Genomic DNA, 13,271 nt, shown 5'->3' with positions numbered 1-13,271 from the left:
TTCCTAATTGTTTTTGTGGAATTTCTTAATCAAAGCTTAAAAAAAATCCCCGAACAGCTTAAAAATTGTACATTGCGCACGGAAAAATAAAACCAAGTTATATGAAATTAGTAAAGCTACTTATTGTTTTATTCGTTTTACCGACATTTGCCCAACAAGGCGGAATGTGGATTCCTTCGCTACTAAAAGGAATGAACGAAACTGAAATGAAAAACCTGGGCATGAAAATGTCTGTGGAAGATATTTATTCCGTTAATCATTCCAGTTTAAAAGATGCCGTTCCGCATTTTAACGGAGGCTGTACTTCTGAAATCATTTCACCAAAAGGACTGCTCCTGACCAATCACCACTGCGGGTTTGATGCCATCCAAAACCATTCGACCGTAGAGCACGATTACCTTGCCAATGGTTTCTGGGCCATGAAAATGGAAGACGAATTGCCTAACAAAGACCTCGTAGTCACTTTTATGGTCAGCATCAATGATGTAACAGCACAGGTTTTAGACGGAGTGGCTTCTATTACTTCCGAAGCGGAAAAACAAAAGAAAATCCAGGAAAACATCGCCAAAGTTACCGCCAGTTTCCCGAAAGAATCCTGGCAGGAAAATAAAGTCCGGACTTTTTTCGAAGGAAACCAATACATATTATTCGTTACCGAAACCTTTAAAGACGTCCGTTTGGTAGGGGCACCGCCGAGTTCCATAGGAAAATTCGGGTCTGACACCGACAACTGGGTATGGCCGCGCCACACCGGGGATTTTTCGATGTTCCGTATTTATGCCGACAAAAACAACCGCCCAGCGGAATATTCTAAAGATAACGTTCCTTACACGCCAAAACACTTCCTTCCAGTGTCGCTAGATGGCATCAAGGAAGATGATTTTACGATGGTTTTCGGTTATCCGGGAAAAACCCAGGAGTACCTTCCTTCTTTTGCTGTTGCGCAAATCGTGAAGGAATTAAATCCTGCAAAAATTGAAATCCGTGATGCCGCCCTGAAAGTGCAGGATGGTTTTATGCGAAAAGACAATGCCATTAAGATTCAATATGCCTCAAAATATGCCAGCGTTGCCAATTACTGGAAAAAATGGATCGGGGAAAGCCAGGGCCTGAAAAAATCGAATGCTATTGCCCTGAAACAAAATTTCGAAAAAGATTTCCAGCAAAAAGTTACGGCTTCCGGAAAGCAAAACGAATACGGGAACCTGTTGCCTGAATTCGAAAAATATTACACAGAAATTACGCCTTACGCCGTAAGCCGCGATTATTTCCTGGAAGTTGTTGCCAAAAACACCGAATTATTAAGTTTAGGCTATAAATTATACCAACTGGAACAGGTTTACAATACCAAAGGCGAGCAATCGTTTAACGACAGGAAAGAAAACCTGATCAAGGCGCAGGAAGATTTCTACAGGGAATTTAACGCAAAAGTAGATGAAAAGGTTTTCGAGCAGCTCATTGCCCTTTACGGAAATAAAGCCCCGAAACAATTTTTGCCTTCTACATTAATCAACGCCGATTACAAAAAACTGACCTCTACTTTATACAGCCAGTCAAAATTGGTCGATTATGCGAAATTTAAAGAGCTTTTAAAAGGAGATGCCAAATCTGTCCTGAAGAAATTAAATAAAGACAAAGGATATCTTTTTGTAAAATCTTTAGCGGATAATTATACGAAGAATGTTGCTCCTAAATATGACGAGATCAACCTGAAAATTGCCGCGCTGCAAAGGACTTACATGAATGCCCAGCTGGAACTGTATCCTAACACCCGTATTTTCCCGGACGCAAACAGCACATTGCGTGTTACTTACGGAAAAGTAAACGGATACGAACCAAAAGACGCAACCTATTACAAGCCGGTAACGTACCTGGAAGGGATGATGGAAAAATACATTCCCGGGGATTATGAATTTGACATTCCTAAAAAACTGATCGAATTGTACGACGCTAAAGATTATGGCCCATACGCCGAAAATGGGAAGTTGCCTATTTGTTTTATCGGGACCAACCACACCACCGGAGGAAATTCCGGAAGCCCTGCCATCGATGCCCAGGGAAATTTGATCGGATTGAATTTCGACCGTGTTTGGGAAGGCACCATGAGTGACATCCATTACGATCCGGCCATCTGCAGAAACGTTATGGTAGATATGCGTTATGTTTTATTTGTGATCGATAAATTCGCAGGAGCGAAGCATTTGGTCAACGAAATGAAGCTCGTTCACCCTAAGAAAAAATAAACCATTAAATTTCAATGATTTACAAATACGGGATATTTTATTTTATTTAAAAAAGAAATGTATTTTTGGCACAGAAATTGTAATTGAATAGGATGTTGTCAAAGAATATTTTTTTGAAAAAAAAAGTAAAAAAAATTTTTACATATTAAAAAATTTATATCTTTGCCTCGAATTAATAATTAACCTTTATAATTAAGTAAGATGAAAAAAGTTGTTTTAAGTATGGCTTTAGTAGCTATGATGAGTGTTTCTTTCGTATCATGTAAAGATGCTGCTAAAACTGAAGAAGCTCCAGTTGAAGAGGCTGCTCCAGTAATGGAAGAGGCTATCGATAGCGCTGCTACTACAGTTGATACTGCTGCTGCTGCTGCTACTACTGAAGCTGCTGCTGCTGCTACTACTACAGAAGCTGCTGCTCCTGCTAAAGAAGAAGTAAAAAAATAATTAGACTACAATCTAATATTTTTACAAAGCCACGCCAAGCGTGGCTTTACTTTTTTATACACTTTCCTTATTCCTGGAATTCAATATCAGGAAAAACAAAATCATTGCTTGAAAAATCCAAAGTTTCAGATTTCACGGCATACTTACGGATTTCAGTAATTCCTTTTTCCAGCATCAACAAAGTAGAATACTTCCTGCTGACAGCCAGTTCCTTTTCCTCTACGATCAATTTAAAGAAATATTTCCCACTGGAAGTCTTGAATTTCATAAAGGTGCTATTTTCCAAAGAAGCTTTCAAATGCTCAATTTCATTCTCGCATTCAAACCTCAACTCATAACTATTGCTGGTAAATATCGTTTTCCCTTTTCTGGATGTAAATTCGAATTTATAATCCCCACTAAAACGTTTACTAATTACAAATGTCCCCATGCTTGCTTATGAATGTTAAAAATGACCGAACCGAAGATAACCCACAATTACCTTCTTTAGAGTATTGATTGAAGAAAAAAACCAAAATGTTATAAACAAAAAAAAGCTCCAAACATAGTTTGAAGCTTTTTGTACTCAGAGCGGGACTTGAACCCGCACGAACATTACTGTTCACTGGATTTTAAGTCCAGCGTGTCTACCAATTTCACCATCCGAGCATTACGGTAATTGAGCGAAAAACGGGGCTCGAACCCGCGACCTCGACCTTGGCAAGGTCGCGCTCTACCAACTGAGCTATTTTCGCATTTCAAGTCTAAAAAGAACTGCAACACATTGCTGTATTGCGAGGGCAAATTTAATACATTAATTCAATAAAACAAGCGTTTTCAATAAAAAAATGACACTTTTTTATAACGAACTGAAAACCCTTGTTTTATGACAATTATTTTTTAACCAGCATTCGTTTTATTTCATTCAACTTCATTAAGGCTTCAACCGGAGTCAGCGTGTTGACGTCTAAATTCAGTATTTCTTCTTTAATTTCTTCCAAAATCGGATCATCAAGATTGAAAATACTCAACTGCATTTCATCCTTAACCGATTTAATCCCGCTTAATACTTCCCCGGAATGGTTTTTTTCGAGTTTCTTCAAAATTTTACCGGCTTTCTGGAGGACAATTTGAGGCATTCCGGCCATTTTTGCCACATGGATACCAAAACTATGCGCACTTCCGCCTTTTTCCAGCTTCCTGATAAATAAAACCGTATCTTTTAATTCTTTGACAGAAACATTATAATTCCGGATCCTTGGCAAGGAGTCGCTCATTTCATTCAATTCGTGGTAATGCGTGGCAAACAACGTTTTGGGCTGTGCCGGATTTTCGTGGAGGAACTCGGCAATGGCCCAGGCAATGGAAACCCCGTCATAGGTACTGGTCCCGCGGCCTATTTCGTCAAGGAGTACCAGACTTCTTTCGGAAATGTTGTTCAGGATCGAAGCCGTTTCGTTCATTTCGACCATAAAGGTAGATTCACCCATCGAAATATTGTCACTCGCGCCCACACGGGTAAAAATCTTATCCACTACGCCCATTACCACACTTTCTGCCGGAACAAAACTCCCCATTTGAGCCAGGAGAACAATGAGTGCCGTTTGCCTTAAAATAGCAGACTTACCGGACATGTTCGGACCTGTGATCATAATAAGCTGTTGCGAATCCCGGTCCAGGTAGACATCGTTCGCAATGTAAGGCACACCTATCGGCAATTGTTTTTCAATAACCGGATGGCGCCCGTTTTTGATATCCAAAGCAAAAGAATCCTCTATTTGAGGGCAGATATAATTGTTTTCGATTGCTAATTGGGTAAAGGAAACCAAACAATCCAACTGTGCAATAAGGTTTGCATTTAATTGTACCGGTTTGATATACGTGGCAATCCAGCTCACTAACTGTTCAAAAAGCTGGTTCTCGATTTGCTGTATTTTTTCTTCAGCACCTAAAATTTTGGTTTCATATTCTTTCAGTTCTTCGGTAATGTAGCGTTCTGCATTGACCAAAGTCTGTTTGCGGATCCATTCTGCCGGGACTTTGTCTTTGTGCGTGTTCCGGACTTCGATATAATATCCGAAAACGTTGTTGAATGAAATCTTCAAGGAGGAAATCCCTGTTCTTTCCGATTCCCGGGATTCGATTCCTTCCAGGTATTCTTTCCCTAAAGAAGAAATCCCGCGCAATTCGTCCAATTCCTGATTGACACCGGCAGCGATTGCATTTCCTTTACTGATAGCCACCGGCGCGTCCTGATGCAAGGTTGCCTTGATTTTTTCGCGCAGCAAATCGCAGGCATGCAAACTGTCTCCAATAACTTTTACCGCTTCCTGGCTGCTTTTTAAGGCAATTTCTTTTATAGGGATGATGGCATCAAGCGATTCCTTAAGATAGATTACTTCCCTTGGACTTACTCTTCCGGCCGCTATTTTTGATATCAATCGTTCTAAATCCGAAATTTGTTTGATCTGGTATTGCACTTCCTGCAGGATGTCCTGGTTTTCCTTAAAATACGAAACCACTTCATGGCGTGATTTGATTTTCCCGGGATCTTTTAACGGAAGTGCCAGCCATCGCTTGAGCATCCTTCCACCCATTGGCGAAAGCGTTTTATCAATCACATCAAGCAACGTAACTGCATTGGGATTGTAACTGTGGTACAGTTCCAGGTTGCGGATCGTAAAGCGGTCCATCCAAACGTAAGCGTCTTCCGCAATACGATGGATAGAAGTAATATGCTGTATTTTATTATGCTGTGTTTCAGATAAATAATACAAAATAGCACCAGAAGCAATAACTCCATTTGGCAATTCTTCGATTCCAAAACCTTTGAGTGAATTGGTCTGAAAATGATTCGTCAGGGTCTCCACGGCATAATCTTCCTTATACACCCAGTCTTCGAGGTAAAAGGCGTGGAAATTTTCCCCGAATATCTCCTTGAAATCGGTTTTATTTTGTTTTGGGACCAAAATTTCGCTCGGACTGAAATTCTGTAGCAGCTTATCGATATATTCCCCGTTTCCTTCAGATGTCAGGAATTCTCCCGTGGAAACATCCAAAAAAGAAACCCCGATTATTTTTTTTCCGAAATAAACCGAAGCCAGGAAATTATTGGTTTTAGACTGCAGTACTTCATCATTCATGGAAACTCCAGGCGTTACAAGCTCTGTGACACCTCTTTTGACAATGGTTTTAGTCATTTTGGGGTCTTCCAACTGATCGCAAATCGCTACACGCAAACCTGCTTTGACCAATTTTGGCAGGTACGTATTGAGCGAATGGTGCGGAAATCCGGCCAGTGCCGTTTCCGTTTCGGAGCCAGCGCCTCTTTTGGTCAGGGTAATGCCCAGGATTTTTGATGCCCTGACGGCATCGTCTCCAAAAGTCTCGTAAAAATCCCCGACTCTGAATAATAAACAAGCATCAGGATATTTCCTTTTTATCTCGTTATACTGCTTCATTAGTGGTGTTTCCTTTGGCGATTTTTCTTTTGTTGACAAAACTTTGGGAGTTATAATTAGTGGCGACGAATTTACTTATTTTTAACCAAATAAATAATCATTATTTTAACAACAATTTTAGAAAAAAAAAGAACCATCATTCAATTTTATTTTTACATTTGTTCGTCCAACAAAAAAAATGACAAAATGAAAAAAATCATATTTATGGTTGCTGCTGTTGCTTTCTTAGGAACATACAGCGCAACAGCTCAGGAAGTAGCTGCTAATGCTAAGACTGAGATCAAAAAAGAGAAAAAAGAAAAAAAAGCGAAACTTCCTAAAGTAGAAGGAGCTGGAATGGTTTTCGAAAACGAAACTATTGATTACGGGACTATTCCTCACAATGCAGACGGAAAACGTGAGTTTGTATTTGTAAACAACGGAAATAAGCCATTAATCATTTCTAACACACAAGGTTCATGCGGTTGTACTGTACCTGTAACACCTAAAGACCCTATCAAACCAGGTGCAAAAGGTGTTATTGGAGTAAAATATGCTACTGACAGAGTAGGTGCTTTTACAAAAACGGTAACTGTTACTTCAAATGCTGAAGGCATGCCGACAAAAGTATTGACAATCAAAGGAACTGTTTTACCGGATCCAGCTGCAACTCCAGCTGCCGGGACTACTGAACCTACAAAAAGCTAATACATTTTAATGTAGACAACAATTGTAAGCTTCCCTTAACCGGGAAGCTTTTTTAATTATAATTATGCGTAAATTAGAAAACAGCGAACTGGACAGAAAATCGGTTGAAGATTTTAAAGAAGCGGCCAAAACCCCTATTATCATTATATTGGACGATATCAGGAGCCTCCATAATATCGGTTCTGTTTTCAGGACTGCCGATGCTTTTTTGATCGAGAAAATATACCTGTGCGGCATCACAGCAACGCCACCCAACAAAGAAATCCATAAAACAGCCCTTGGTGCCACTGAAACAGTTGCCTGGGAACACCGCAACAATGTGCTGGAAGTTATAGAAGAACTCAAAAAACAGGATATTGAAGTGCATGCTATCGAGCAGGTGGAAAATTCTGTTTTCCTTAATGATTTTAACGTCGGGAAAAATAAAAAATATGCGTTGGTTTTCGGGAATGAAGTTTTCGGGGTCAACCAGGAAGCTATAAAACAATGCCATGGCACAATTGAAATCCCGCAATTAGGGACAAAACATTCGCTAAATATTTCGGTAAGTACGGGAATTGTGGTTTGGGACCTGTTCTGCAAGTTGCAACAGTAAACCTAACCGTTTATTTTGAGCTGGATCGCCTCCAGTATCTTTGTGTAATCGTCTTGTTTTTTTACAAAATCAAAATCCGAGACATCGATAATCAGTACATTCAAATCCGTTTGGGTCTTGATGTAGTCCAAATAGCCCTTATTGATCTTATCCAGGTATTCCGCCGGGATTTCCTGCTCGTAGCTCCTGCCCCGTTTCTTAATATTGTGAAGCAGCCTATCGGTATTTTGATACAAGTACACGTATAAATCCGGTTTTGGCATTTCCCTGTAAATAATATCGAACAAGGTTTTATACAATCTGAATTCGTCTTCCTGCAATGTTACTTTGGCAAAAATCAGTGATTTAAAAATATGGTAATCCGCAACTACAAAGTCTTTAAACAAATCAAACTGCGACAAATCATCGGCTAATTGCTGGTAGCGGTCTGCCAGGAAAGACATTTCAAGCGGAAAAGCATACCGGTTCTGGTCTTTGTAAAATTTCGGCAAAAAAGGATTGTCCGCAAATCGTTCCAATACCAATTTGGCGTTAAAATCCCCTGCAATCCTTGAAGCAAGGGTCGTTTTCCCGGCACCTATATTTCCTTCAATGGCAATATAATTCAGTTTGTTGATATGGTATTTTTGATATGGGGAATCCAAACCGGAAACAATGGCACAGTCACTGGTATCTTCGCAGCCGACAATCAGTTCCTGAACGGTTTTCTGCAACAGCGGGTGCTTCCATTCGAGTTTGAGGTCCTGTAGCGGCAGCAAAACAAAAAGCCTGTGTTGCATTTGCGGATGCGGTATGTTCAGCGTCTCGGAAACAACCACCTGGTCTTCGATCGAAATAATATCGATATCGATAATCCGGGCTTCATAATTAGCCGTTTTTTTCCTGATCCTACCCAGTTCTTTCTCAATAGAAGCTATCTTTCGCAGTATTTTTTCCGCCGAAAAGGAAGTATGCAGCACTAATGCACAATTATAGAAGGCATCACTTTCAAAACCCCACGAAGGCGTTTCATATAATTTGGAAACACGCAGGACCAATCCAATCTTCCGATGGATTAATTGGATGCAATTTTCAATATTTTCGCGACGGTTTCCCTGGTTGCTTCCCAGCGAAAGCACTACCTTTTTCTGGCTTTTCATACTAATTACAAATTAACTAAAAAGAAATGTACCATCGAATTATATTTGCTTCAGTGTTAATAACTAATTTGAATTGTAACAAATCTGTCATAATCAATACTTATAGCTATTAAATTAATGAGAAAATGAAATTTTTAGGAAATGTTTTAGCCACTATCGTGGGCCTGTTTATTTTTTGCATGCTGTCTTTTTTCGGGATATTGATCATTGCCGCTATTTTTGGCGGGCCGAAAGGACCTCACGTGGAAGACAATTCTGTTTTGGAATTGAATCTTGAAAAAGTAACCCATGATTACGGCGGGAAATTTAATTTTGAAGAAATTGGTTATTTTGAAGCCAACCATGACGGCCTGACCGACGTTTTAAAAGCCATTGAAGCAGCTAAAACCGATGATAAGATAAAAGGGATTTCCATCCTGAACAACGACCTGAGCCTGGGCGTGGCGCAAACCAAAGCGCTGCGTGATGCATTGGAAGATTTTAAAAAATCCGGAAAATTCATCATGGCCTACGGAAATGTTTTATCACAAAAAGACTATTACCTGAATTCGGTGGCCAATACGGTATATTTAAATCCTGTTGGAGAAGTCGATTTTAAAGGACTTTCTACAGAAGTCATGTATTTTAAGGATTTCCAGGACAAGACAGGGCTTAAAATGGAAGTAATCCGCCACGGGAAATACAAAAGTGCTGTTGAACCGTTTTTAGCCAATGAAATGAGCCCGGAAAACAGGGAACAAATCTCTACTTTCCTTACTTCTATCTGGAACTCTATTGTGACCGATATTTCAAAATCCAGGAACATTCCGGTAGAAAGGCTAAATACCATCGCTACAGGATTATTGGCACGAACTCCGGAAATGGCCAAGGCCAACAAACTGGTAGACAAAGTGGCTTATGAAGATGTATACCATGATGACATCCGCAAATTATTAAAAGTGGACGCCGACGAAGACTACAATACTATTGATATTATGGATTATGCCCAGGATGTGGCGACATCCAGCTCCAATTTTGACACCAAAGACAAAATTGCGGTTATTTACGCTCAAGGCGAAATCGGTTCGGGCGAAGGTGATTTGAATGTTGTGGGCGAAGGTTCTATGAGACGATCGCTGCAGGAAGCACGAAAAGACGAAGATGTCAAGGCTATTGTACTGCGAATAGACAGCCCTGGAGGAAGCGCATTGACTTCGGACCTGATCTGGAGGGAAATTGAAGTGACCAAAAAAGTAAAACCCGTTATTGTTTCGATGGGTAATTTAGCGGCTTCGGGCGGGTATTACATTGCCTGCAACGCAAACAAGATTTTTGCCGAATCCAGCACTATTACAGGTTCTATTGGGGTTTTCGGGACATTGCCGAACTTCTCCCAGATAACTAAAAACTACGGAATCAACACCGAATTGGTTGAAACCCATGAAAATGCTTCAGGATACAGTGTTTTCAAACCGCTTGACCCAAGCTACAGGGCTTTCACACAAGAAGGCGTTGAAAACATCTATAAAATCTTTGTCAACCGTGTGGCAACAGGCCGGAAAATGACCTTTGCACAAGTAGACGCTATCGCGCAAGGAAGGGTTTGGGCCGGTTCCGATGCCTTACGCCTGGGATTGGTGGATAAGATTGGTGGTTTGGACGATGCTTTGGCATATGCTTCTGATTTAGTGAAAATTAAAAAATTCTCTACTGTTGAATATCCGAAATTCGAAAAAGATTTCAAAGACCTTTTCGGCGGAAGCGGAATACCTTTCATGAAATCACGCGAGAGCCTGATCAAGGAAGAAATAGGCGAGGCCAATTATAAGGTTATCGAGCAAATCAGGAGATTAAACACTCAAAAAGGTACACAGGCATTGCTTCCGTTTGAAATAAACATTCAGTAATTTAACAATATTGTACCCGATTAATCCGTTTTAGTAACCATACTGAAACGGATTTTTTTATGAAAATTTTACATTGGGGCTTCATTAGAAATCTTATTTTTGTAAGAAATCAGTCGAAGTCTCTCTTAACCTAACAGTGTAAATTCAAACAAAATGAAAAAGAAAATTTTTATAGGAATTGGTATTTTCTTAGCCGTAATCGTGATCAGTTTAGCCGCTATCCCGATATTTTTCAAAGATCAGATCAAGGCCAAAATAGAACAGTCTATCAATGAAAGTGTAGATGCGAAGGTAACTTTTGCCGATGCCAGTTTGAGTTTATTCAAAAGTTTCCCGCAAGCCAATGTCAGCATTGAAAAAATGACAATCATCAACAAGGCGCCTTTTGCCGGGGATACTTTGGTGGCTTTTGACGAATTGAACCTTAAGATGTCCATCAAGGAATTATTCAAGGGAGAGAAAGAACCGATGACCCTGGAAGCGATTTCCGTAAAAAACGGGAAGGCCAATATCCTTTTCAATAAAGACGGAATCGGGAATTTTGACATCGCCATCAAAGACGATAAAAAAGAAGAAACATCGGAAAGCAAGCCTTTTGCGATGAATATCCAAAAATATGCCGTAGAGAATTTCAAGTTCAAATATTATGATGAGCGTTCCAAAATAAAATTGGTCATCAACGAATTGAACCACGAAGGCACAGGGAATTTTGCAGCACAAAACCTAGACCTGGACACCAAATCGACGGCGAAAATCTCCCTCGACATGGACAAAATGAATTACATGAAGAATGTGGCTATTACTTTAGATGCCGTTTTGGGGATCGATTTAGGGAAAAGCAAGTATACTTTTAAAGAAAACAAGGCCAAAATCAATGAACTGCCGCTCGAATTCAACGGATTTATCCAATTATTGGAAACCGGGCAAGACTATGACCTGACATTCAAAACACCTACCTCTTCGTTTAAAAACTTCTTAGGGCTGATTCCTGCTGCTTACGCCGGAAATTTAAGTACCGTAAAAACTACCGGGGATTTTAGCGTAAACGGAAAAGTAAAAGGAACCTTAACGGATACTACCGTTCCCAAATTCAACATAGGCATCGCATCGAACAATGCTTCTTTCCAATATCCGGACCTTCCCAAATCAGTACAAAACATCATCATCGACACTAAAATCATCAATGAAACCGGTGTCATGAATGATACCTATGTAAACCTGGACAAGCTCTCTTTCAGGATCGACCAGGATGTTTTCAATGCCAAAGCCAATATCAGGAATGTCGCTACAAATGCCTTGGTGGATGCTGCTTTGAAAGGAACCATTAATTTGGCCAATGTTACCAAAGCTTATCCTGTAAAACTTGATAAGCCGCTTTCAGGCATTTTAAAAGCTGACGTAGTGACAAAATTCGACATGAAATCAGTAGAAACCAGCCAATACCAAAACATCCAGAATTCCGGGAATATTACCCTGACTGGTTTCAATTATACGGGTGAAGGAATGGCTAAACCGGTACAAATCAGGCAAGCGGTTGTGGCGTTCAATCCAAATCAGATTCGTTTGAACCAATTGGATTTAAAAACCGGCAATTCCGACATCCAGCTGGCGGGAACATTGGATAATTTCTATGGGTTCCTCTTCCGGAAACAAATCCTGAAAGGGAGTTTCAACATGAATTCCAATAATTTCCTTGTTTCCGATTTTATGGCTCCTACTCCGGCCGGAACGAAAACTTCCTCCGGATCCTCATCCGGTACTACTTCCAAAACAAAGAAAGAAGCTGTAAAAATCCCGGCATTCCTGGATTGCACCGTCAATGCGAAAGCCAACACTGTGGTCTACGACAACCTGACGCTGAAAGCCGTTTCCGGAACCATGATCATCCGGGACGAAGCAGTGACTTTACAAAATGTAAAAACCAATATTTTTGACGGGCAGATTGGCCTGAACGGAGTGGTTTCGACCAAAGGGAACGTCTCCAAATTCAATATGAACCTGAATTTAGACAAAGTGGATGTGGCCAAATCATTCACCACTTTGGACATGTTAAAGAAAATCGCGCCTATTGCCGGTGTAATCAATGGGAAGTTGAATTCTACAATCAAACTTTCAGGAAACCTGGATGCTGTTGAAATGACTCCTGATTTAAGTACCATTTCAGGAGATTTATTAGGGCAATTGCTTTCTACAACCATTAACCCGAGCAATTCGCAAATGCTGACTGCCTTAACCTCTCAAGTTAAATTTTTAGACCTGAATAAATTGAACCTGAACGATATTAAAGCGGCGATCTCTTTTAGCAACGGAAAGGTGAACATTAAGCCGTTCAACATCAAATACCAGGACATTAACGCTCAAATAGGAGGTTCGCATGGTTTTGACCAAAGCATGAACTATACGGTTAAAATGGATGTCCCTGCTAAATACCTGGGTTCGGATGTCAATAAATTATTGGCCAAATTAACTCCTGCCGATGCCGCTAAAATTGAAAGCGTTCCGGTAACAGCTTTAATGACCGGGAATTTCAAAAGCCCTAAAATTAGCACCGATATGAAGCAAGCGACCACAAACCTGGCTTCTCAAATCGTAAAACTGCAAAAAGAAAAGCTTTTAAATCAAGGTGCCGGAGCTTTAGGAAACATTTTAGGAGGTGGTACTAAAAATCCAAAGGATACCACAAAAACACAAACCCCCAAAAAAGACGATGTGAAACATGCCGCAGGCGAATTGTTAAACGGGATTTTCAACAAAAAGAAAAAACCGGCACAACAGACTCCTTAAGTTTTTTAAAAAAATACGATTACTAAAAAACCCGACAAGTATTTTTGTCGGGT

The 13,271-nt window shown here is 40.2% G+C and carries 9 protein-coding genes and 2 tRNA genes; 6 read left to right on the top strand and 5 right to left on the bottom strand.

Annotation, left to right across the window (positions count from 1 at the left end; translation table 11 throughout):
- The first annotated feature begins 101 nt into the window (after positions 1-101).
- Entirely contained in the window at positions 102-2,243 is a 2,142-nt protein-coding gene (locus E4635_RS11085) for a S46 family peptidase (RefSeq protein ID WP_135526755.1), read from the top strand.
- Between the two features lie 222 nt (positions 2,244-2,465).
- Positions 2,466-2,687: a hypothetical protein gene (locus tag E4635_RS11080; RefSeq protein ID WP_246020754.1), complete on the top strand. Its 222-nt coding sequence runs from the start codon at positions 2,466-2,468 to the stop codon at positions 2,685-2,687.
- A gap of 67 nt (positions 2,688-2,754) precedes the next feature.
- Here E4635_RS11080 and E4635_RS11075 read toward each other — a convergent pair whose 3' ends face one another.
- The 4 genes from E4635_RS11075 to mutS form a co-directional block, all read right to left on the bottom strand.
- A complete protein-coding gene (locus E4635_RS11075; protein WP_135526753.1) occupies positions 2,755-3,117 on the bottom strand; it encodes a DUF1508 domain-containing protein in 363 nt (120 codons plus the stop codon).
- A gap of 132 nt (positions 3,118-3,249) precedes the next feature.
- Positions 3,250-3,335: transfer RNA gene (locus E4635_RS11070), tRNA-Leu, on the bottom strand.
- Positions 3,336-3,348: 13 nt separating this feature from the next.
- Positions 3,349-3,421 (bottom strand) — tRNA-Gly (locus E4635_RS11065).
- A 138-nt stretch (positions 3,422-3,559) separates the two neighbouring features.
- Positions 3,560-6,166, bottom strand: coding sequence for a DNA mismatch repair protein MutS (mutS, locus tag E4635_RS11060; RefSeq protein ID WP_135526752.1), 2,607 nt, complete (start codon positions 6,164-6,166; stop codon positions 3,560-3,562).
- Positions 6,167-6,313: 147 nt separating this feature from the next.
- Here mutS and E4635_RS11055 point away from each other — a divergent pair, with 147 nt between their 5' ends.
- Together E4635_RS11055 and E4635_RS11050 are read left to right on the top strand one after the other, a co-directional pair.
- Positions 6,314-6,814: a DUF1573 domain-containing protein gene (locus tag E4635_RS11055; RefSeq protein ID WP_135526751.1), complete on the top strand. Its 501-nt coding sequence runs from the start codon at positions 6,314-6,316 to the stop codon at positions 6,812-6,814.
- Between the two features lie 64 nt (positions 6,815-6,878).
- Positions 6,879-7,409: an RNA methyltransferase gene (locus tag E4635_RS11050; protein ID WP_135526750.1), complete on the top strand. Its 531-nt coding sequence runs from the start codon at positions 6,879-6,881 to the stop codon at positions 7,407-7,409.
- 2 nt (positions 7,410-7,411) lie between these two features.
- Here E4635_RS11050 and folK read toward each other — a convergent pair whose 3' ends face one another.
- Positions 7,412-8,548: a 2-amino-4-hydroxy-6-hydroxymethyldihydropteridine diphosphokinase gene (gene folK / locus E4635_RS11045; RefSeq protein ID WP_135526749.1), complete on the bottom strand. Its 1,137-nt coding sequence runs from the start codon at positions 8,546-8,548 to the stop codon at positions 7,412-7,414.
- Positions 8,549-8,673: 125 nt separating this feature from the next.
- On the opposite strand from folK, the gene sppA reads away from it, so the two are divergent.
- Positions 8,674-10,434: a signal peptide peptidase SppA gene (sppA, locus tag E4635_RS11040; protein ID WP_135526748.1), complete on the top strand. Its 1,761-nt coding sequence runs from the start codon at positions 8,674-8,676 to the stop codon at positions 10,432-10,434.
- Between the two features lie 153 nt (positions 10,435-10,587).
- A complete protein-coding gene (locus E4635_RS11035; protein WP_135526747.1) occupies positions 10,588-13,218 on the top strand; it encodes an AsmA-like C-terminal region-containing protein in 2,631 nt (876 codons plus the stop codon).
- The last annotated feature ends 53 nt before the right edge of the window (positions 13,219-13,271 follow it).

This window comes from Flavobacterium humi, assembly GCF_004745595.1.
Classification (GTDB): Bacteria; Bacteroidota; Bacteroidia; order Flavobacteriales; family Flavobacteriaceae; genus Flavobacterium; species Flavobacterium humi.
This window is presented reverse-complemented; position numbering and strand designations above follow the sequence as displayed.